25 protein-coding genes are annotated in these 20,645 nt (G+C 63.7%); 18 read left to right on the top strand and 7 right to left on the bottom strand.

Going from position 1 to position 20,645, the window contains the following annotated elements:
- The first annotated feature begins 118 nt into the window (after positions 1-118).
- The 9 genes from C7I85_RS09045 (at position 119) to C7I85_RS09005 (ending at position 5,823) form a co-directional block, all read left to right on the top strand.
- Positions 119-922 (top strand): endonuclease/exonuclease/phosphatase family protein, encoded by an 804-nt coding sequence (locus C7I85_RS09045; protein WP_181257129.1) that lies wholly within the window; start codon positions 119-121, stop codon positions 920-922.
- A gap of 47 nt (positions 923-969) precedes the next feature.
- Positions 970-1,200, top strand: a complete 231-nt coding sequence (locus tag C7I85_RS09040; protein ID WP_106723658.1) for a tautomerase family protein — start codon at positions 970-972, stop codon at positions 1,198-1,200.
- 42 nt (positions 1,201-1,242) lie between these two features.
- Positions 1,243-1,692 carry a DNA polymerase III subunit chi gene (locus C7I85_RS09035; protein ID WP_106723657.1) on the top strand — a complete coding sequence of 150 codons (450 nt, stop codon included), beginning with the start codon at positions 1,243-1,245 and terminating at the stop codon, positions 1,690-1,692.
- Positions 1,689-2,258, top strand: coding sequence for an AAA family ATPase (locus C7I85_RS09030; RefSeq protein WP_245444867.1), 570 nt, complete (start codon positions 1,689-1,691; stop codon positions 2,256-2,258). The genes C7I85_RS09035 and C7I85_RS09030 overlap by 4 nt, the downstream gene beginning before the upstream one ends.
- A 173-nt stretch (positions 2,259-2,431) precedes the next feature.
- Positions 2,432-3,043 carry a hypothetical protein gene (locus C7I85_RS09025; protein ID WP_106723656.1) on the top strand — a complete coding sequence of 204 codons (612 nt, stop codon included), beginning with the start codon at positions 2,432-2,434 and terminating at the stop codon, positions 3,041-3,043.
- A 2-nt stretch (positions 3,044-3,045) separates the two neighbouring features.
- Positions 3,046-3,906, top strand: coding sequence for a 23S rRNA (adenine(2030)-N(6))-methyltransferase RlmJ (locus C7I85_RS09020; RefSeq protein ID WP_106723655.1), 861 nt, complete (start codon positions 3,046-3,048; stop codon positions 3,904-3,906).
- Between the two features lie 68 nt (positions 3,907-3,974).
- Positions 3,975-4,415, top strand: a complete 441-nt coding sequence (locus C7I85_RS09015; RefSeq protein ID WP_106723654.1) for a hypothetical protein — start codon at positions 3,975-3,977, stop codon at positions 4,413-4,415.
- 17 nt (positions 4,416-4,432) lie between these two features.
- Positions 4,433-5,158 carry a ribonuclease T2 family protein gene (locus tag C7I85_RS09010; RefSeq protein ID WP_106723653.1) on the top strand — a complete coding sequence of 242 codons (726 nt, stop codon included), beginning with the start codon at positions 4,433-4,435 and terminating at the stop codon, positions 5,156-5,158.
- 68 nt (positions 5,159-5,226) lie between these two features.
- A complete protein-coding gene (locus tag C7I85_RS09005) occupies positions 5,227-5,823 on the top strand; it encodes a glutathione S-transferase (protein WP_106723652.1) in 597 nt (198 codons plus the stop codon).
- A gap of 64 nt (positions 5,824-5,887) precedes the next feature.
- Here C7I85_RS09005 and C7I85_RS09000 read toward each other — a convergent pair whose 3' ends face one another.
- The gene (locus C7I85_RS09000; RefSeq protein ID WP_106723651.1) at positions 5,888-6,556 is read right to left on the bottom strand and encodes an outer membrane protein; all 669 of its coding nucleotides are present in this window, start codon (positions 6,554-6,556) and stop codon (positions 5,888-5,890) included.
- Between the two features lie 404 nt (positions 6,557-6,960).
- Between C7I85_RS09000 and C7I85_RS08995 the strand changes: the two genes are divergently transcribed.
- From C7I85_RS08995 to C7I85_RS08970, 6 genes are all read left to right on the top strand, one after another.
- Positions 6,961-7,725 carry an SDR family oxidoreductase gene (locus C7I85_RS08995; RefSeq protein ID WP_106723650.1) on the top strand — a complete coding sequence of 255 codons (765 nt, stop codon included), beginning with the start codon at positions 6,961-6,963 and terminating at the stop codon, positions 7,723-7,725.
- Positions 7,722-9,788: an excinuclease ABC subunit UvrC gene (uvrC, locus tag C7I85_RS08990; protein WP_106723649.1), complete on the top strand. Its 2,067-nt coding sequence runs from the start codon at positions 7,722-7,724 to the stop codon at positions 9,786-9,788. Before C7I85_RS08995 ends, uvrC begins: the two co-directional genes overlap by 4 nt.
- Positions 9,789-9,912: 124 nt before the next feature.
- Positions 9,913-10,503: a CDP-diacylglycerol--glycerol-3-phosphate 3-phosphatidyltransferase gene (pgsA, locus tag C7I85_RS08985; protein WP_106723648.1), complete on the top strand. Its 591-nt coding sequence runs from the start codon at positions 9,913-9,915 to the stop codon at positions 10,501-10,503.
- On the top strand, positions 10,500-10,766 hold the full coding sequence (moaD, locus tag C7I85_RS08980; RefSeq protein ID WP_106723647.1) for a molybdopterin converting factor subunit 1: 267 nt from the start codon (positions 10,500-10,502) through the stop codon (positions 10,764-10,766). Before pgsA ends, moaD begins: the two co-directional genes overlap by 4 nt.
- 5 nt (positions 10,767-10,771) lie before the next feature.
- A complete protein-coding gene (locus tag C7I85_RS08975) occupies positions 10,772-11,242 on the top strand; it encodes a molybdenum cofactor biosynthesis protein MoaE (protein ID WP_106723646.1) in 471 nt (156 codons plus the stop codon).
- Positions 11,243-11,360: 118 nt separating this feature from the next.
- Entirely contained in the window at positions 11,361-12,158 is a 798-nt protein-coding gene (locus C7I85_RS08970; RefSeq protein ID WP_106723645.1) for an META domain-containing protein, read from the top strand.
- Positions 12,159-12,261: 103 nt separating this feature from the next.
- Here the strand turns inward: C7I85_RS08970 and ndk are convergent, their stop codons facing one another.
- Together ndk and C7I85_RS08960 are read right to left on the bottom strand one after the other, a co-directional pair.
- On the bottom strand, positions 12,262-12,684 hold the full coding sequence (gene ndk / locus C7I85_RS08965; protein WP_106723644.1) for a nucleoside-diphosphate kinase: 423 nt from the start codon (positions 12,682-12,684) through the stop codon (positions 12,262-12,264).
- Between the two features lie 180 nt (positions 12,685-12,864).
- Complete coding sequence (locus C7I85_RS08960) at positions 12,865-13,563, bottom strand: glutathione S-transferase family protein (RefSeq protein WP_106723643.1); 699 nt, start codon at positions 13,561-13,563, stop codon at positions 12,865-12,867.
- Positions 13,564-13,629: 66 nt separating this feature from the next.
- Between C7I85_RS08960 and C7I85_RS08955 the strand changes: the two genes are divergently transcribed.
- Positions 13,630-14,142, top strand: coding sequence for a DinB family protein (locus C7I85_RS08955; protein WP_106723642.1), 513 nt, complete (start codon positions 13,630-13,632; stop codon positions 14,140-14,142).
- A 93-nt stretch (positions 14,143-14,235) separates the two neighbouring features.
- Positions 14,236-16,113, top strand: a complete 1,878-nt coding sequence (locus tag C7I85_RS08950) for an ABC-F family ATP-binding cassette domain-containing protein (RefSeq protein ID WP_106723641.1) — start codon at positions 14,236-14,238, stop codon at positions 16,111-16,113.
- 124 nt (positions 16,114-16,237) lie between these two features.
- Here C7I85_RS08950 and C7I85_RS08945 read toward each other — a convergent pair whose 3' ends face one another.
- The 3 genes from C7I85_RS08945 to C7I85_RS08935 all read right to left on the bottom strand — a co-directional run bounded on the left by C7I85_RS08945 (position 16,238) and on the right by C7I85_RS08935 (position 17,538).
- Complete coding sequence (locus C7I85_RS08945) at positions 16,238-16,657, bottom strand: GFA family protein (protein WP_106723640.1); 420 nt, start codon at positions 16,655-16,657, stop codon at positions 16,238-16,240.
- Between the two features lie 90 nt (positions 16,658-16,747).
- Complete coding sequence (locus tag C7I85_RS08940; RefSeq protein WP_106723639.1) at positions 16,748-17,212, bottom strand: SRPBCC family protein; 465 nt, start codon at positions 17,210-17,212, stop codon at positions 16,748-16,750.
- A complete protein-coding gene (locus C7I85_RS08935) occupies positions 17,209-17,538 on the bottom strand; it encodes an ArsR/SmtB family transcription factor (protein ID WP_106723638.1) in 330 nt (109 codons plus the stop codon). Before C7I85_RS08935 ends, C7I85_RS08940 begins: the two co-directional genes overlap by 4 nt.
- Before the next feature lie 121 nt (positions 17,539-17,659).
- Here C7I85_RS08935 and C7I85_RS08930 point away from each other — a divergent pair, with 121 nt between their 5' ends.
- A complete protein-coding gene (locus C7I85_RS08930; RefSeq protein ID WP_106723637.1) occupies positions 17,660-19,765 on the top strand; it encodes a molybdopterin-containing oxidoreductase family protein in 2,106 nt (701 codons plus the stop codon).
- Positions 19,766-19,854: 89 nt separating this feature from the next.
- On the opposite strand, the gene C7I85_RS08925 is transcribed toward C7I85_RS08930, so the two are convergent.
- Positions 19,855-20,583 (bottom strand): glutathione S-transferase family protein, encoded by a 729-nt coding sequence (locus C7I85_RS08925; protein WP_106723636.1) that lies wholly within the window; start codon positions 20,581-20,583, stop codon positions 19,855-19,857.
- Between the last annotated feature and the right edge of the window lie 62 nt (positions 20,584-20,645).

Raw genomic sequence — 20,645 nt, 5'->3', positions numbered from 1 at the left:
GCATTGGCGGCTCCCTGCTCGCCCGTCCGTTCCCACCGGCAACCCAATATCGTAAAGCCGTTCCAAAGACTGGGCGTGCGCCTGTGCGCGGCCTGGGACAGCAGGGAGCGAACGACATTTGCGCATCATGTCGCTGAATGCCTGGGGCGGCAGAGTCCACGAGCGGCTCATTCCCTATCTGGCCGACACGGATCCGGACGTCCTTTGCCTGCAGGAGATGGTTTCGACGCCGACGGCCGACAGGGAATGGCTGATCTACCGGGATCATGGCATCGAGCTGCCGCAGCGGGCTAATCTGCTGCAGGAGGTGACGGCGGTGCTGCCATCGCATCAGGCCTTTTTCTGCCCGGCCGCACGCGGCGACCTGTACGACGGCGATGAGAGCTTTCCGTCCGAGTGGGGGCTGGCGACCTTCGTGCGCCGGACCTATCCCGTGATCGGGCAGGGCCAGGATTTTGTGCATGGCGAATTCAGCCCGGATGGCTGGGGCGATCACCCGCGGTCGCGAAACGCGCATGCCGTGCGCCTTTTCGACTACGAGACGTCGTCCACGATCACCATCGCCCATATGCACGGCTTGCGCGATCCCGCCGGCAAGGGCGACACGCCGGCGCGTCTTGTTCAGGCGAGACGATTTGCCGAACTGATCGACAGGACGCGACGGGACACCGACAGGCTGGTGGTTTGCGGCGATTTCAATGTGCTGCCGGGCAGCGTGACCTTTGCGGCACTGGCCGAACTCGGCCTGATTGATCTGATCACGACGCGCGGATTCAACGACACGCGCACGTCCCTCTACAAAAAGACGCCGCGATTTGCCGACTACATGCTGGCAAGCGCCAATGTCCCGATCCGCCATTTCGATGTCGTGAGGGAACCGGAAGTGTCCGACCATTGCGCGCTGCTTCTCGAAGTTGGATAAGTCGCGCCTGCTGCCATCCATTGGGGCAAGGTACATGAGGGACTGGAATGCCGCATATCATCGTAAAGCTCTACGCCGGGAGGTCGGAGGAGCAGAAGGCGAACATCGCCCAGGAACTGACGAGGGCCTTGATGGCCAGCGCAAACTGCGCTGAAAAGTCCGTCTCGGTCAGCATCGAAGACGTCCAGCCCGAGGAGTGGACCGAAAAGGTCTACAAGCCCGACATCGCCGCGAAGATGGACCAGTTATACAAGAAGCCGGGATACGATCCGGTCTGAGTCGGCGTTTCCATTCGCCGCATGATCGCTTAGTTTGGCGGCATGGCTGAAGTTCTGTTCTACCACCTGACCGAGTCGACGCTGGAAGAGGCGCTGCCGGCCCTGCTCGAAAAGAGCGTGCAGCGCGGCTGGCGCGTCGTGCTGCAGACCGGCACGGAAGAGCGCCGGGATGCGCTGGACGCGCATCTTTGGACCTTCCGCGACGATTCCTTCCTGGCCCACGCCACCGACCGCGAGGCCTACCCGGAAGAGCAGCCGGTGCTTTTGACGACGGGGCAGGGCAATGCGAACCAGGCGCGCATCCGCTTCATGGTCGACGGCGCCGTGCCGCCGGATCTCGGCGCTTACGAGAGGGCGGTGTTCATGTTCGACGGCCATGACGCGAGCCAGCTCGAAGCCGCGCGCGGTCAGTGGAAGCAGATGAAGGCCGGCGGTCACAGCGTGACCTATTGGCAGCAGACGCCCGAGCGGCGCTGGGAACGCAAGGCGTGACGGCGTCGGCGGAAGGGACGGCGGACGAGGCGCCGCGCATCGTCATCATCACAGGCGTGATGGGGGCGGGAAAATCCACCGTGGCGCAGGCGCTGGCCGAGCGGCTGCCGAAAAGCGTGCATCTGCGCGGCGATCTCTTTCGCCGGATGATCGTCGGCGGCCGGGTGGAGATGAGCCCCAACCCGCCGCCCGAGGCCGAACGGCAGCTGCGCATCCGCTACGAATTCGCCTGGGACATCGCCACCAAATACGCCGATGCGGGTTTCACCGTCGTCTATCAGGACGTTCTGCTGGGCGAGTTTCTTGGCTGGGCGGCGGAACGTCTCAAGGCCTATCGGCCGGCGGTGGTGGTGCTCGACCCTTCGGCGGAAGTGCTGACCGCGCGCGACAAGGCCCGCACGAAGAACATCTATGGCGATCCCGTCTATGGCGCCTGGACGGCCGAGCAGATCCGGCATGTGCTGCATGATGAAACCCCGCATATCGGCATCTGGCTCGATACTTCCGCGCAGACCGTGGAGGAAACGGTGACCGAGATCATGACGCGCCTCAAGCTTCAGGGCTGATTGTTCACCGGTCGCGCCGATTTGCGGTGCAACTGGCACGCATTTCTGAAACCGGGCGCGATATCGCGCGTTAAATGAGGAGACGATCGATCCGGGGGTTCGAACCCGTCGGCATGCCGTCATGCCGTCGCGCGACGTGGCAGACAGGTACGATGCGGGTGGGAGATTTCCCGATGCGCACATTTCTAGTCTTGTTGATCCTCGTGGGCGCGGCGCTCGGTTTTGGCTATCCCTGGGCGGCAACGCACCTGATCGGCTACAGTCTCGGCATGCTGCAGGTCTACAATCAGGCCACCGGCTATCACACGATCGAGAAGCAGCTTTCGCCGGCCGATGCGCCGGTGCAGGTTCTGGTCGACATACGCGTGGTCGGCGGAACGAGCCTGGCCAATGGCGGCAACCTCCTGGCCATCACTGTAGTACGCGACGGGCAGACGGTGCTGGCCAAGCCGCTGACTTTTCTCGATGCGACGCTGACAGACAAGTCTGCCCAGACCAACGAGCGGGTCTATCGCGAGGACGCCGGCCTTATCACCGACATCAAGGGCGGCACTTACAGTTTCGCCGTTCAGCCGGGCGACGAGAAGGGCATCTACATCCAGTCGGTGAACGTCCTGCTGCGTGGCCGCGCACTGAACACAATCGAGGTGGTGCAAGCGCTCGGTTTCCTGCTAATGGCTGCCGGGCTCGCCGGCTTCATCATCGCCGTCCGTCGTGACAGGCGGTTGGAGGAATGGGGGGATCGCTCCATGATGGCGGGCCAGGATCGCGACGACGGGAACTGAGCATGAATTACCGCCACGCCTACCATGCCGGCAATTTCGCCGACGTCGTCAAGCATGCCGTGCTGGCGCGCCTAGTCGAATATCTCAAGCAGAAGGACAAGGCTTTCCGCGTCATCGACACGCATGCCGGCATCGGCCTCTACGATCTGTCGTCGGAAGAGGCGCAAAAGACCGGTGAATGGCTGGGCGGTATCGGGAAATTGCTCGAGGCCAAGCTTTCGCCGGAGGCCGAAGCCTTGCTCGGACCCTACCTCGAGGCGGTGCGCTCGGCCGATCCCGAGGGCGAACTTTCGGCCTATCCAGGCTCGCCGCTGATTGTGCGCCGCCTGCTGCGCAAGCAGGACAGGCTGTCGGCGATCGAGCTGCATCCTGAGGATTTTCAGGTTCTCAAAACCCTGTTCGCGGAGGATTTTCAGGTCCGCGTGACCGAGCTCGACGGCTGGCTGGCGCTGGGCGCGCATCTGCCGCCCAAGGAAAAGCGCGGGCTGGTGCTGGTTGATCCGCCCTTCGAGAAGGAAGGCGAGTTCGACCGGCTGGTCGACGGACTCGTGCGCGCGCACCGGCGCTGGCCGGGCGGCATTTATGCGCTGTGGTATCCGATCAAGGACCGGAAGGCGGTTGCAGATTTCCGCGAGGCGCTTGCCGAGGCCGGCATTCCCAAGGTGATGGACATCCGCTTTGAGATCCGGCGCCCCTCGCGCGAGCCGCGGCTCGATGGCACCGGCATGATCGTGGTCAACCCGCCCTATACGCTCGAAAAGGAGCTGAAGACTGTTTTGCCGGCGATGCACGCGCTGCTGGCCGAAGAGAAGGGGGCTGCGTGGTCGGTCGAATGGCTGGCGGGAGAAAGCGTGCCAGCTTGACCGGTTCGCGGGCATTGCGCACTATTGCCTCGCTGCATTGCTTCCTGCGATGATTCACGAGGTTGGCTATGTTTCGCATTTTTCGTTTTGTAATGGCGGCCATTGTCGCGGCCGGTTCTCTTTTCACAGCACCGACACTTTCCTTCGCCGGCGGTTTCTGGGGACCGCCGCCGCCAATCATAAGCGTCTGCGCCGATTCGCGGTTTCTCAACAAGATCATGCACCGCTTCCGCTATCAGGTGCGGCATGTTCCCGGACTGCCGGACGTGGCGATTACCGGTTTCGTGAACATCCATGAGAACCGGTTTCTGCCGCTCGCCTATCGTCAGCCGATCCCGCGGCTCTATTGCGGGGCGCAGGCTGTGATGAGCGACGGGACCCAGCACGACATCTGGTATCTGATCGAAGGCAAGATGGGCTTCGCGAGCATCGGCGACAATGTCGAGTTCTGCATGTCCGACTTCGACCGCTGGTATGTCTACGACGGCCGCTGCCGTATACTGCGCTGAGGCTATCGGCTGGAACGATGACCTGGACCCGCAATCGCCGCCAGCGCGCTGGCATTGCGGCAGGGCTTGGCCTTGCCCTGCTGGCGTGCGTTGCGGGATGCAAGCCGGCCGGCAATAGCGGGCAGAACGGCGGGCAAGCGCCGGCTGCGTCCTCGGTGCCGATCGGCTCCGGCTTCGATTTCTACGTCCTGTCGCTCTCCTGGTCGCCCAGCTATTGCGAAGCCGGCGACGAGGAAAACAACAGCCAGCAGTGCCGGGGCGGACGGCCCTATGCCTTCGTGGTGCATGGGCTCTGGCCGCAATATGAGCGCGGCTATCCGCAGGATTGCCAGACCGACCAGCCGCGCGTGCCGACCGAAGCCGCGCGTTCCATGCTAGATATCATGCCCGCCATCGGTCTCGTCGGGCACGAATGGCGCAAGCACGGCTCCTGCTCGGGGCTGGACCAGGGGCAATATTTCGAGGTGCTGCGCGCTGCCCGGGACAAGGTGAACATCCCGCCCGAGTATCGGCGCCTGCAGGACTATCTCACGCCCGATCCCAACGATGTCGAACGCGCCTTCCTGCGCGACAATGCGGGCATTCCGGAGGACGGGATTGCCGTGACCTGCGACCGCCGCTATCTGCGCGAGGTGCGCATCTGCATGACCAAAGACCTGTCGTTCAGGACCTGCGACGAGGTCGACCGCCGCGCCGCCTGCCGCCTGCCCAAGGTGGTGATGCCGCCAGTGCGCGGCGGCTAAACTTCAGATAGTCAGTTTTTCGTCGCGTCGTTTGCATCGAGCAGGCGCAATTTTTCCTGGGAGAATCCATGCCAAAAATCCTCTACTCGTCCGCCTCGCCCTACAGCGCCAAGGTGCGCATGGCGGCAGCCTATGCCGGCATTCAGCTGGAGGCCGTGCCGACCGACACGGGCGCCGAGCCGGCCGAACTGCTCGCGGCCAATCCGCTCGGCAAGATTCCGGTGCTGGTCACCGATGGCGGCGAGACGGTTTTCGACAGCCGCGCGATCAACCAGTATCTGAACCGGCTCTCCGGCAACGGGCTGTTTCCGCGCAATGCGGACAAGCGCCTCGAGGCAGAACGGCTGGAGGCGCTGGCCGACGGCATTTGCGATTGCCTGCTCGTCCATGTCTATGAGCGCCGCGCGCGACCGGAAGAAAAAGTGCATGCGCCGTGGCTCGACAAACAGTGGTCGAAGGTGACGCGCGCGCTCGATATGCTGAACGCCAATCCGCCGAAGCTGCCCAAGCAGATCACCGCCGGCCAGATCGGGCTGCGCGCAACGATCGGCTATCTGGACCTCCGCTTTGCCGGCCAGTGGGAGCGCGGCCGGGCCAAGCTCAAGCGCTGGGCCGCACGCTTCGACGAAAAGTTCCCAGAACTGACGCCTTACCTGCCGGCCTAATTCCAAAAAGAAAGGCCGAGCGCTAGCGCCCGGCCTTTCCGTCCCGTCCCCAAGGATGGATGACTTAGAACTTCATACCCAGACCGAACTGGATGCGGTGATCGCGAGCGCTGACATCGCGGCCGCCAGCGCCGGTATCGAAGTTCTTGCTGCCGTAGTCCGTGTAGCGGTACTCGACGCGGCCGAAGACCTGGTCGGTCAGCTTGACGTCGGTGCCGACGCCGGCGGTCCAGCCGGTCATCGTACGCTTGTCGGAGCCGGCAGCGTCGGTCAGCTTCACGCTCTGCGCAGCGCCACCAGCGGTGACGTAAGGCATGATGTCCGGGCTCACGGCGTAGCCGAGGCGTGCACGGAGCGAGCCGTTGATGCCGCCCTTGGCTTCGACGCCGGCATTGTCACCCTTCAGGCCGCCGTAACCCACGTCACCTTCGACGCCAGCGACGAAGTTGTCCATCTGGAAGTTGTAGCCAGCAAAACCGCTGCCGACGAAGCCGCTGGTGTTGATGGTGTTGTTGATGTCCTTCTCCTTGACGCGGCCCGAGAAGCCGTAGCCGAGGGACACACCGGCGTAGGCGCCGGACCAGGTGTTGAGCGGGGGCTGCTCCATCGGGGCAGCAGGTGCCGGTGGCTCTTCCCTAACCACGTCGGCCGCATTGGCGGGAACAACGCCAGCAAGGGCGATGAGCCCGAACGCAGCCGCCAGAGGCCGCGCGAATTTCAATTTGGCTTCCATTTTACTCTCCTTAGCCACAGCACTTCGATGCTTCTGTGGGAGACACTCCCGCAGGTCTGGGAGACGACCCGTCGGGGCTGTCTTACGGGATGCAATGTCGGGTCGAAATGCGGCCAGAGCGTACCTTAAATAGGGTCTTTAGCTGGCACCAATGAGGCGGAAAGGTGACGTTGCGGGTGCGCAACACCATTGTCAGGAGAGGCAAGTCCGAAGGGCAAAAAGCCTCTTGGTTCAATGGTTTGTGGTGCCTATATTGAATCGGATCATAAGCAGGGGGCGCATTCGAGGTCGACTTTTGCAGGCCCGTCGCCACATTGCCGTCAAAGGAACGAACGGGAATTAACTTATCGGGCGTCCAGGTGCCGCAAAAAGCGGAATCGGACGCTGAATTCAGAGGTGGACAAATGAGAAAAGCCGGGATGACTGCGCTCGTTACGGGCGGCGCAAAGCGCGTCGGCAAGGCCATTGTCGAAGACCTCGCAGCACACGGCTTTGCGGTAGCTATCCACTGCAATCGCTCGCGCGCGGAAGGCGACGAACTGGCAGCGGCGGTGGCCGCAGGCGGCGGCGAGGCCGCGGTGGTAGTCGCCGATCTGACCGACATGCGCGCCGTCGACGGGCTCGTGCGAAAGGCGACCGCTGCGCTCGGGCCGGTCACGCTTCTCGTCAACAATGCCTCGGTCTTCGAGCCCGACGAAGTGACGGATTTCGAGTGGGCGGCGTGGGACCGGCACTTTGCCGTTCACGTCAAGGCGCCCGTACTGCTGACCCGGCGCTTTGCCGAATCGCTGCCGCAGGACGCCGAAGGGCTGGTGGTCAACATGATCGATCAGCGTGTGTGGAAGCCCACGCCGCGCTACTTTTCCTATTCGCTTTCCAAATCCGCCCTCTGGGACGCGACGCAGACCATGGCGCAGGCGCTTGCGCCCCGCATTCGCGTCAACGCCATCGGTCCGGGGCCGACGCTGCCGAGCAGCCGCCAACAGCAATCGGACTTCGACGCGCAGGTGGAAGGGCTCATTCTGAAGCGCGGTCCGACACTTTTGGAATTTGGCGCCACAATTCGCTATCTATGGGAGGCGCGCTCCGTTACCGGACAGATGATCGCGCTCGACGGCGGCCAGCATCTTGCATGGCAGACGCCGGATGTTACAGGCATGGCGGAATGAACTCCTCGGATCCGAACCTCAAATCGCTTCACCGCCCGCGGGCGGGCAGGGCCAGCGACGATGTCGCGGGCTACATGCCCGGCCACGAGGTGGAGGAGGACGATGGCCCGGAGGTGGAGCAGGTTCCGTCGGGTCCCGAACCTTCTTTCACCGCGCTCGACTGGACTCAGCAGGGCGACGACGCGGAGAGCAAGGTCGGCGCGGAAGTCATTCAGGAGCTGGTGAAGCGGCTGCCGAATGCGCCGGGCGTCTATCGCATGATGAATGGCAGCGGCGACGTGCTCTATGTCGGCAAGGCGCGCAATCTCAAGAAGCGCGTCACCCAATATGCACAGGGGCGCTTCCACACCAATCGCATCGGGCGGATGGTGCGCGAGACGGCGACGATGGAATTCGTCGTCACCCGCACCGAGATCGAGGCGCTGCTGCTCGAGGCCAACCTCATCAAGCGCCTGCGGCCGCGTTTCAACGTGCTGCTGCGCGACGACAAGTCGTTTCCTTATATCATGCTGACCGGCGACCACCCGTCGCCCGGCATTTTCAAGCATCGCGGCGCGCGCTCGCGCAAGGGCGACTATTTCGGACCGTTTGCCTCTGCGGGTGCGGTCGGCCGCACCATCAACTCGCTGCAGCGCGCCTTCCTCCTGCGCACCTGCACCGACTCGGTCTTCGAAACCCGCACGCGGCCCTGTCTGCTTTACCAGATCAAGCGCTGCTCCGGCCCCTGCACGGGCGAGATCTCGAAAGAGGACTATGCCGAGCTGGTCACCGAGGCGAAGGATTTTCTGTCCGGGCGTAGCCAGAAGGTGAAGACAGAAATCTCCACTGCCATGCAGGAGGCTGCCGAGGAACTCGATTTCGAGCGCGCGGCCATCTACCGCGACCGTCTTGCGGCGCTGAGCCACGTGCAGAGCCACCAGGGCATCAATCCGCAATCGGTCGAGGAGGCGGATGTGTTCGCCATCCATCAGGAGGGCGGGCAGGTCTGCATCCAGGTGTTCTTCTTCCGCACCGGCCAGAACTGGGGCAACCGCGCCTATTTCCCCAAGACCGATCCGGCGATGGAGGCCGGCGAGATCATGGGCTCGTTCCTGGCCCAGTTCTATGACGACAAGCCGTGCCCGCGGCTCATCCTGCTGTCGCACGATGTCGAGGAGCATGAACTGCTGACCGAGGCGCTTGCCACGCGCGCCGGCCACAAGGTGACGATCACCGTGCCGCAGCGCGGCGAGAAAAAGGACATCGTCGACCACGCCGTGCAGAATGCGCGCGAAGCGCTGGGCCGCCGTCTGGCCGAAACCTCGACGCAGGCGCGGCTGATGGCCGGCATGGTCGAGACATTCGGGCTGGAAAAGCCGCCGGTGCGCATCGAGGTCTACGACAACTCGCACATCATGGGCACCAATGCGGTGGGCGCAATGATCGTCGCCGGGCCCGAAGGTTTTGTGAAGAACCAGTACCGGAAGTTCAACATCCGCTCGACCGACATCACGCCCGGCGACGATTTCGGCATGATGCGCGAGGTGATGACGCGTCGCTTCTCGCGCCTGATCAAGGAGCATGGCGAGGAGGACGGAGCCGACGCCTCGGTCGACGATGGATCCTTCCCCGCCTGGCCCGACGTGATCCTGATCGATGGCGGCCAGGGGCAGATGACGGCCGTTCGCCAGATTCTTGCCGATCTTGGCGTCGAGGATAGAGTGGTGGCGATCGGTGTTGCCAAGGGCGTCGACCGCGACGCCGGTCGCGAGCGATTCTTCGTCAAGGGGCGCGAGTCGTTCACCTTGCCGGTACGCGATCCGGTGCTCTACTTTGTGCAGCGCCTGCGCGACGAGGCGCACCGCTTCGCCATCGGCTCGCATCGCGCCCGCCGCAAGAAGGAGATGACGCGCAACCCGCTGGACGAGATCAGCGGCATCGGACCCGGCCGCAAACGGGCGCTGCTGCTGGCCTTCGGCACCGCCAAGGCGGTGAGCCGTGCGGCGGTGGAGGATCTGATGGCTGTTGATGGCATATCGGAGTCTATTGCGCGAACCGTCTACAACCACTTTCATGAGAGCTGAACGTTTGCGGGCTAAAAATAGCGCTGGGCCAGCGCTTTCCATCGGTTGACCCCCTAGGGAGGTATCTGATTTGAGTACGAATGCCGAAAGCGGCACGAACCAGAGGGTTGGTAGCGGAAATAAGATGGGCAAGCGCGCGTTCAACCTTCCCAATCTGTTGACTTATGGGCGCATCCTTGCGGTGCCGCTCATCGTGCTGTGCTTCTTCCTGGAAGGGCGGCTGCGTTCGAGCGACTTCGCCCGCTGGTCGGCGCTTGCGCTGTTCATGGCGGCAAGCATCACCGACTATTTCGATGGCTACCTGGCGCGGGCCTGGCAGCAGACGTCGAATATCGGCCGCATGCTGGACCCCATCGCCGACAAGCTGCTGGTAGCGACCTGCCTGCTGTTGTTGGCTGCCGACACCGACCGCACGATTGCCGGCTGGACGCTCTGGGCCGCCATTATCATCCTCTGCCGCGAAATCCTGGTTTCGGGGCTGCGCGAATATCTGGCTGCGCTGAAGGTCAGTGTGCCGGTGACCCAACTCGCCAAATGGAAGACGACGATCCAGATGATCGCCATCGGCTTCCTGCTGCTCGGGCCGGCGGGCGACAAGATCGTGCCCTACTGGACGCAGGTCGGCATCACGCTGCTCTGGATCTCGGCCATCGTCACCCTCTATACCGGCTATGACTATTTCCGCGCCGGCGTGAAGCATATAATCGACGAATGACCGAGCACCCGACCAAACTCGTCTACTTCGCCTGGGTCCGCGAGCGGATCGGCAGGCCCGAGGAAGAGCTTGCGCTGCCCGCCGAAGTGGAAACGGTGCGCGACCTGCTGCTGTGGCTGAAGGGGCGGGGCGAGGAATATGAAAACGCCCTGCAATATCCCGAGGTGATCCGCGTCGCGATCAACCATGAGCATGTGGACCACCGGGAGAAGATCGCGGGCGCGCGCGAGATCGCGCTTTTCCCGCCCATGACCGGAGGCTGAGCGCCGTGACGGCTCATGCGACGCCCCTAGTGCGCATCCAGCGCGAGGATTTCGACACAGAGGCCGAGATTTCGCGGCTGACGCGCGGGCGCGCCGATATCGGCGCGGTGGTCACCTTCACCGGCCTTTGCCGTGACGAGGCGGGGCAGCTGGCGGCGCTGGAGCTCGAACACTATCCGGGCATGGCCGAGGCCGAGATTTCGCGCATTGCGGCCGAGGCCATCGAACGCTGGCCGCTGCAGGGGCTGAGCGCCATTCATCGCTTCGGCAGGATCGCGCCGGGCGAGAACATCGTGCTTGTGGTGGCTGCGTCCGCCCACCGGCAAGCCGCCTTCGAGGCGGCGAATTTCATGATGGACTATCTGAAGTCGCGTGCGCCCTTCTGGAAGAAGGAGCATCGCACCGACGGTTCCGAAGGCGGCTGGGTCGAGGCCAAGGAGACCGACGACGCGGCGGCGGCGCGCTGGCGGCGTTAACCAACGGATAACCAAGGCAAGCCGCGGCCGAATTACAGTCGGAAACTTATCGTCATTCCGACATGGAACGACCTCATTCATCTGTCCAACTACCCGCACGACACGGAGGACAGGGACCATGCTGGATAAGCTTGCCGAGTTCGTGATTTTCGGTTTCGCGCCGCTGATCGTCGGCGCGCTGGTGATGCCTATCGAATCCCGGGCGGACGAAAAGGTGATCACCGGCGAAGTGGTGTATCGAGAGCGCATCGCCCTGCCGCCAAGCGCGGTGCTGACTGTCCAGCTGGTGGACGAAACTCCCACCGGCGAGCCTGGAGCCATCATCGGCCAGCAGACCATTGCGAATGCCGGGCAGGCGCCGATCAAGTTCGAAATCAGCTTCGATCCCGTCGCCATCCGGCCTGGCACGAAATACGCGCTCGAGGCCAACATCACCGTCGACCACACGCTCTGGTTCGAAAACGACGAGCGCTACCAGCTCGATCCACTGACTGCAGGCCCGCAGACGCTGACGCTGAAGATGGTCAACAAGACCGGCAGCCAGTCGATGCTCAAGAAATCGGGAACCTTCGAGCTGCCGGCCGGCATCTTCGACACGATCTGGCTGGCCGAGGATATCGAGGGCAGGGGCGTGATCGACGACGCGCAATCCACCTTCAAGGTGAGTAGCGATGGCTCGGTCAGCGGTCGCGGCGGCTGCAACAGTTATTTCGGCAAGGCGACGGTCGAGGGTAACTCGATCAAGGTCAGCGACATCGCTTCAACCTTCATGGCCTGCGCGCCTGCGCTGATGGATCAGGAGAAAAAGCTGTTCTCGGCGCTCGGCAAGGCTGCCAGCTTCCGCCTCAATGAGGGCAAGCTCTATCTCGCCGACAATGAGGGGCGCGACGTGCTGCGCTTCGCCAGCCAGGGCTGATATTCCGGCAGCCGTTTGAACGATGGACAAGAAAAAAGCCGGGGCTTTCGCTCCGGCTTTTCAATGAAATCAGGTATTTCTACCCGAAATCGGATTCAAGGTGTTAGCCGACGATCTCGGTGTCGGAGAACCAGTACTTGATCTCCTGAGCGGCGGTCTCGGCAGCGTCCGAGCCGTGCACCGAGTTCTCGCCGATCGACAGGGCGTGAACCTTGCGGATGGTGCCTTCATCGGCGTTGGCCGGGTTGGTGGCGCCCATCACTTCGCGGTTCTTGGCAATCGCGTTCTCGCCTTCGAGAACCTGCACGATCGTCGGGCCCGACGACATGGACTCGACCAGCTCACCGAAGAAGGGGCGTTCCTTGTGGACGGCGTAGAAGCCCTCGGCCTCGCGACGGCTCATCCAGACGCGGCGGGAAGCGACGACGCGCAGGCCGGCATCTTCGAGCATCTTGGTGATGGCGCCGGTCAGGTTGCGGCGGGTGGCATCCGGCTTGATCATCGAAAACGTGCGTTCGATCGCCATGGTATTTCCTTCTAAAGGTGAGGTGAAAGGTGGCGGACCCTATACAGGGCGCCTGCCTCATTGCCAAGTGGCACGCGTCGACAGAGCGCACGGAATCCGAGGCCCGGTGCGTTCGTCGCGTCCATTTTTCGCGGATGCCGCCCGATCTGAAACCGGACGGCCACACCGGGTGCGATCAGGTCAGGCCGCCGCCTCAGCCGTTACCTTGCGCGCCAACCCGCCATGCAGGTCGAGGCAACGCTCGAACCATTCCGCGACGGGATCATCGGACGCGAGATAGGGGTAGGGGGACGTCACGCGCACCCACTGGAAGGCGCCGAAGACAATGTAGTCCGCAAAGAGCGGCCCCTTGCCGCCGATGAAGGGCTGGTAGCCCAGCATGCTGCGCAGCGGCTCCAGCGATGCGCGGAAAGCCGCAAGGCCAGCGTCGCGGATTGCCGACACGTCTTCCAGCTTCTTGCCGAAGCGTGCCTCGCGGCTCTCGCGGAAATAGGCGAGGTTGTCGTTGTCCTGGTAGGCAAAAATGTCCATCAGCGCGGCGGCGCCGAGATAGGGATGGATGGTCAGCTGCGACCAGCGTTCGATGAAGCGGGCCATGGCCTTGCCGCCTTCGCCGCCGAACAGGGTCGGCCGGTCCGGATAGGCTTCGTCCAGATAGAGCGCGATCTGGAACGAATCCGCCACCACCGTCTCGCCGTCGCGGATCACCGGGATCGTCTTGGAGACGCCGCCCTCGACATTGGGCACCTCGATGAAGGTCGTCGGCACGCTGTGGAAGTCGAGCCCCTTGTGGGCCAGCGACATCGCCGTCTTCCAGCAATGCGGGCTGTAGGGACGCGCCGGATCGCGACCGACGAGATCGTAGAGAAGAATGGTCATTGCACTTCAATTCCCAACAGGTAGGTATGAGCCATATTCCGTCGTTCATGCCCTGAAGGGAAGTCCATGAAACAGCATTTCATGATGTTTGCGGCCTATAATGCTTGGGCCAACCAGCGCATCTATGATGCCGCAGCTGAACTTACCGAGGAGGAGTTGCACCGCGACACGGGCGCTTTCTTCAAGTCGGTGATGGGCACGCTCAATCACATTCTCGTCGCCGACCGGATATGGATGAAGCGCTTTACCGGCGAGGGGGACGCCCCTTCGCAGCTCGACGCCGTGCTGTATCAGAACTTCGAGAAGCTTCGCGCCGCGCGCGAGGCGGAGGATGCACGGATATTGGCCTGGATCGACGGCCTCAGCGCCCAGGCGGTGACCGGCCGCTTCAGCTACATGACGGTTACCGACATGCGCACGATCTCGCAGCGGCTCGCGCCGGCGCTGGCCCATTTCTTCAACCATCAGACCCATCACCGCGGCCAGGCGCATATGGGCTTGACTGTGCTCGGCCAGCCTTCGGTCCAGCTCGATCTGGTCGCATTCCAGCGCACCGAAGAAGGGCGCGCCTTCGCCTGAAGCCGGTTCTAACGCGGCCGCGCCGGCCTCTGGCGCGGCCTTGCCGGCGCCGTGGGCCTTGCGATCCGCAAGAGTCCGGTGCAAAAGCCCGCAATGCTTATCATCAACGATCTTTCCATCCGCGTCGCCGGGCGCCTGCTTCTCGACCACGCTTCGCTCACGCTGCCGGCGGGAACGAAGGCGGGCCTCGTCGGCCGCAACGGCACGGGCAAGACCACGCTGTTTCGGGCGATCACCGCCGACCAGCCGACCGAGACGGGCTCGATCAGCCTGCCCAAGAACCTGCGCATCGGCCAGGTGGCGCAGGAAGCGCCGGGCACCGAGGAGCCGCTGATCGAAATCGTGCTGAAGGCCGATCTCGAGCGCGCGGCACTTATGGAAGAGGAAAAGACGGCGACGGACCCGCACCGCATCGCCGAAATCCATGTGCGCCTCGCAGACATCGACGCGCATTCGGCCGAAGCGCGCGCGGCGACCATTCTTGCCGGCCTCGGCTTTGACGAAGCGGCGCAGAAGCGCCCGGCATCGTCCTTCTCGGGCGGCTGGCGCATGCGCGTGGCACTCGCCGCGGTGCTGTTCTCGCAGCCCGACCTTCTGCTGCTCGACGAACCGACCAACTATCTCGATCTTGAAGGCACGCTGTGGCTTGAGAACTATGTCTCGAAATATCCGCACACGGTTCTGCTCATCAGCCACGACCGCGACCTGCTCAACCGGGCGGTCAACTCGATCGTCTATCTCGACCAGAAGAAGCTGACCTTCTGGCGCGGCGGCTACGACCAGTTCGAGCGGCAGCTGGCCGAACAGCGCGAGCTGCAGGAAAAGGGCCGCGTCAAGCAGGAAGCGCAACGCAAGCACTTGCAATCCTTCGTCGACCGCTTCCGCGCCAAGGCCACCAAGGCCCGGCAGGCGCAGTCGCGCATCAAGGCGCTGGAGCGCATGAAGCCGATCGCGGCCGTGGTCGAAGACCATGTTCGGCCCTTCAGCTTCCCCGAACCGCAGAAGACGGTGGCCTCGCCGATCGTCGCGCTGGAAGGCGTCGATGTCGGCTATGCGCCCGGAAGCCCGGTGCTGCGCAAGCTCTCGCTGCGCATCGACAGTGACGACCGCATCGCGCTGCTGGGTGCCAACGGCAACGGCAAGTCCACCTTCGCCAAGCTGCTGTCCGGTCGCCTGAAGGGCGATACGGGCACCGTGACGGTTGCGCCCGGTCTAAAGGTGTCGATCTTCGCCCAGCACCAGCTGGACGATCTGCGCCCTGAGGAAAACGCCTATGAGCATGTGCGCCGGCTGATGCCGGAAGCGCCGGAATCGAAGGTGAGGGCGCGCGTCGCCCAGTTCGGCCTTTCGACCGAGAAGATGAACACGCCCGCCAAGGACCTGTCCGGCGGCGAAAAGGCACGTCTGCTGATGGGCCTTGCGGCCTTCGACGGGCCGAACCTGTTCATCCTCGACGAGCCGACCAACCACCTCGACATCGACAGCCGCGAGGCGCTGATGATGGCGCTGAACGACTTTCCCGGCGCGGTGATCATCATCAGCCACGACCGGCATTTGCTGGAGGCGACCGCCGACCGGCTATGGCTGGTCAGGGACGGCACGGTAAAGCCCTATGACGGCGACCTCGAAGACTATCGCACCATGGTCACCGGGGTTTCCGTCGATCGCCGCGAAAAGCGCGAGGCGAAAGAGTCCTCCAAGGCCGACCGTCGCCGCGAGGCAGCCGCGCGCCGCGCCGCCATGGAACCGGTGGCCAAGGAAATCCGCGCCACCGAGGCGCTGATGGACCGTATTCGCAAGCGCATCGACGCGATCGAGGACCAGCTTGCCAATCCGACCCTCTACGAGAAGGATCCGAACGCGGCCACCCAGCTTGCCAAGGAGCGCGCGCAGCTCTCTTCCTCGCTGTCCATGCATGAGGACAAGTGGCTGGAACTGTCGACGGAGTATGAGGAAGGGATGGCGGAGTAGCGGCCCCAGGGCGGGATGACGACTTCTTGAAGCGCCATCTCGCTCTAAGCTGTTGTTTTTGGGGCATGATCCCGAAAAGCCTGCAACTTTTCGCTGACGCGGACCTTCGGTTCGGGGGGATGCTCTATCCCGCCGATGGCGGCATGCGGGCGAAAGCCGGCAGCGCCGGGTCGATCCTGTCCCAGTCTTGCGCCGCCTCGGACCAGGTCACCATCTGCGGCCGATAGCGCTCCGGCTCGTCCAGCGTGCCAGCCCTGACCACGAAGATGTCCGGCACGTCGGGAAACAGCATGTAGACCGGCGTGCCGCAGGTCTGGCAGAAGGCGCGGCGCTTCACCATGCCCTGTTCGCCGGTGAAGTCGAAGCTCTTGGCTTCGCCATGGACCATGGCGGCCTTGCGCGGAAATGTAAGGTAGGAGCCATGCCCGGTGCCGCTGTCCTTCTGGCACTGCCGGCAGTGGCAGTCATTGGTCACGATGGGCTCGGCCGTTACCTCGTAGCGGATTTCGCCGCAGGCGCAGCCGCCCGTATATGCTTTCGTCATGTCTTCTCCTCCTGTTAGGGCAGGGCGCAAACCGTCCCTCGCCGGGCAGCTTCCGCCGCCCGGTTGACAGTTGTCCTGCCGCTTTGCTGCTCAGTTCAGATCGTCGGCGATGGCGCCCAGCCTCGGCACCACCTTCTTCCACCCGCCGCTCATGTTGCGGTAGGCGGTCTCGTTGCGCGGCATCTCGAAGCCGGCATGGATGAGCGTCACGCGCGTTCCGGCCTCGGTGGGTTCGAGCGCCCAGGTCACAACCGTTTCGAGCCACGAGCCATAGCCGTCATTGCTGGCGTGCCCGCCTTTCCAGGAATAGGCGAAGCGCCGGTTTGGCGTCGCCTCCAGCACCTCGCAATGGATGGTGCCGTCCCACTGGCCGGCCGGCGTGGTGCGGAAGGTGAAGCGGTTGCCGATCACGGGCTCGAAGCCGACGGGCTCCATCAGCCAGCGGGCGATGAGCGCGCCGCTGGTCAAGGCTTTCCAGATCGTCTCCGGCGCGTGCGGAAACACCTCTTCCACCACGATGTCTTGCGTGTCGGACTTGGGGCTCATGTCGTTCATGGGTCGATTTCCTTGAGCAGGGTTCTCAGATCGGCGAAGCGGTTGCGCCAGAAGACGCCGTAATGGCTCATCCAGTCGAACAGTGGCGCCAGCCCTTCTGGCTCCGCGCGATAGTAAACGTTGCGGCCTTCGGGGCGTTCGGCCACCAGCCCGGCCTGTTTCAGTGACTTCAGATGCTGCGAGATCGCGCCCTGCGTAACGCCGCTGCCGCGAGTGAGCTCGGCGACGGTGATTTCATCGGCGGACACGATCCGCTCGAACACTGCCCGCCGCGTCGGGTCGGCCAGCGCGCGCATGACGGTCGTGATGGGTGCGGTCTCGATCATGAGAAAACAATTAGCGGATACTTATTGATTAGTCAAGGCTAATTGGTTTGATCGATCTGCTGTCTGCCGAAGCCGATGGCTGGCTCTATTCCGCGGCGGTAAATGGGGCTAAACAGGCGGCATGAACCAGCACGCCTCGATCCGCATCGGCCACTCGGCCTGTCCGCATGATTGCCCGTCCACCTGCGCGCTCAATGTCGAGCTTCTCGACAACAACCGCATCGGGCGCATCCATGGCGCCAAGGACAATAGCTATACGGCCGGCGTGATCTGCGCCAAGGTCGCGCGCTATGCCGACCGGGTGCATCATCCCGACCGCCTGATGAAGCCGCTGGTTCGCGCTGGCGCCAAGGGCGAGGGCAACTGGAAGGAAGCGAGCTGGGAAGCCGCGCTCGATCTCGTCGCCGAAAAGTTCATTGCGGCGGAAGCAAAATACGGCTCGGAGACGGTCTGGCCCTATTTCTACGCCGGCACGATGGGGCTGGTGCAGCGCGACGGCATCGAACGCCTGCGCCATGCGAAGAAATACTCCGGCTTCTTCGGCTCGATCTGTACCAACCTGGCCTGGACTGGCTATGTCATGGGCACCGGAGCCCTGCGTGGTTCCGATCCGCGCGAGATCGCCAAGTCGGACTGCGTGGTGATCTGGGGCACCAATGCGGTCGTCACGCAGGTCAATGTCATGACCCACGCGGTGAAGGCCCGCAAGGAACGCGGCGCCAAGATCGTGGTCATCGACATCTACGAAAACGCCACCATGAAGCAGGCCGATATGGGCCTGGTGCTGAAGCCCGGCACCGACGGCGCGCTGGCCTGCGCGGTGATGCATGTGCTGTTCCGCGACGGGCTGGCTGACCGCGACTATCTCGAAAAATACACGGACGATCCGAAGGGGCTGGAAGCGCATCTTCAGTCGCGCACGCCCGAATGGGCGGCTGCGATCACCGGGCTGTCGGTCGAGGAGATCGAGACTTTTGCGCGGCTGGTCGGCACCACGAAGAAGACCTTCTTCCGGCTCGGCTACGGCTTTTCGCGGCAGCGCAACGGTTCGGTCAACATGCACGCGGTGGCGTCGATCCCGGCGGTCACCGGCGCCTGGCAATATGAGGGCGGCGGCGCCTTCCACTCCAATTCGGGCATCTACAAGCTTAATGCGGAGCTTCTGGAAGGCACGAAGCTGCGGGACCGGAACGTCCGCTATCTCGACCATTCCCGCATCGGGCCGGTGCTGACCGAGGCCGAGGATGCGCTCTATGGCGGCCCGCCGGTGACGGCGATGCTGATCCAGAACACCAATCCGGCCAATGTCGCGCCCGAGCAGCGGCTGGTGGTGCAGGGCTTCCTGCGCGACGACCTGTTCACGTGCGTGCACGAGCAGTTCATGACCGATACGGCGAGGCTCGCCGACGTGGTGCTGCCGGCAACCATGTTCCTCGAGCATGACGACATCTACAAGGGCGGCGGCAACCAGCACATCACGCTTGGCCCCAAGCTGATCGATCCGCCAGAAGGGCCGCGCACCAACCACTATGTCATCGAGGAACTGGCCAAGCGCCTGGGCGTGGCGCATTTGCCGGGCTTTGGCCTGACCGAGCGCCAGCACATCGACCATATGCTTTCCAAGCGCGGGCTGGGTGATTTCGACAGCCTGAAGGACAGCCGCTGGGTCGATATGCAGCCGGAATTCGAGGATGCGCATTTCCTCAAGGGATTTGGGCATTCCGACGGCAAATTCCGCTTCAAGCCGCAATGGAATGGCGGCATCGCGCCCAACAAGCCGCCCAAGAGCATGGGCATATTCGGGCCGGTGAACCAGCTTCCGGAATTCCCGGACCATGTCGAGCTGATCGAGGTGGCGGATGCCGAGCATCCGTTCCGCCTGGCGACTTCGCCGGCGCGCAATTTTCTGAACTCCACCTTCGCCGAGACGCCTGTGTCGCGCGAGAAAGAGGGCAGGCCGGAATTGCTGATCCACCCGGAAGACGCCGCAGCGCTTGGCGTGGCGACCGGCGACCGCGTCGAGGTCGGCAACCATCGTGGCGAGGTGGTGCTGCACGCGCGGCTGTTCGACAACATCAAGCGCGGCGTGGTGATCGCCGAGGGCATCTGGCCGAACTACGCCCATGAGCGCGGCGAGGGCATCAATGTGCTGACCGGCTCGGACGCGCCAGCGCCCTATGGTGGTGCTGCCGTGCACGACAACAAGGTGTGGGTGCGGCAGGCGTAGGGCCAGATCGACCCGCAAGATCGGTCTCGACTGCGTGGAAACAGCTATGCGCCACCGGCGTTGGCGCATAGCTTATTTTCAGGCCGGCTTCAGGCGGCCAGCGCGGCACCCGTGCCGCGCAGAACGTCGGCGAGCGGGACCAGCCCCTTCATCGCGCCGCTGCCGGTGGCCGTCTTGCCGTCTTCGATCGCGAGTGCAAAGCGAAATGCGGGGTCGGCCTCGATGCGGTTGCGCAGCGCCAGGATGCGCGGATAGTCGCGCGGATCGACCGCCTTGTGAAAATCCGCCCAGCGCGCCACGCCGGCAAACACCGCATCGGCCAACGTCGGCCGGTCGCCGAGCAGGTAGTCACTGTCGCCGATCATCGCCTCGAGTTGCTCGTGGCGGTTGGTGACGAAGCTGCGGCCGAATTTGCGCAGCGTCTCGCGCTCCTCTTCCGAGGCATGTTCCGCTTCAAGGGCGGCCCACATCGGAACGAAGGCGCCGGTGAAACCGGTGTTCAGGAAGGCGACGTACTGGTGCAGCCTGTCGGCCTTCGGGCTGCCCGGTTCGAAGCTGATGCGGCGCTCGGTGTCCCGCGCCTCCAGCCACAGGGCAATCGCCATCGTCTCGGTCAGCACGCGGCCTTCCTCTGTGATCAGCACCGGTGTCTCCACGCGCCCGTTCAACCGCTTGTAGGCCTCGGTGCGCATCTCGCCCATCATGTCCACACGGGTCAGGCGGTAGGGCTGGCCCAGCCATTCGAAGGCGGCGACCAGCCCCGCGGAAGAGCCGAGCGGGAAGCCGGAGGTGAAGATCGGTTCGGAGGTCGTGTTCATGTTGGTTCTCCATCGTTGATGCGACGGGTATACAAGCGTGGACTTTCGTCCTGTAGACAGGC

This window comes from Pseudaminobacter soli (ex Li et al. 2025), assembly GCF_003012705.1.
GTDB lineage: Bacteria > Pseudomonadota > Alphaproteobacteria > Rhizobiales > Rhizobiaceae > Pseudaminobacter > Pseudaminobacter soli.
The sequence above is the reverse complement of the archived record's forward strand: the minus strand, read 5'-3'. Positions and strand labels throughout refer to the sequence as shown.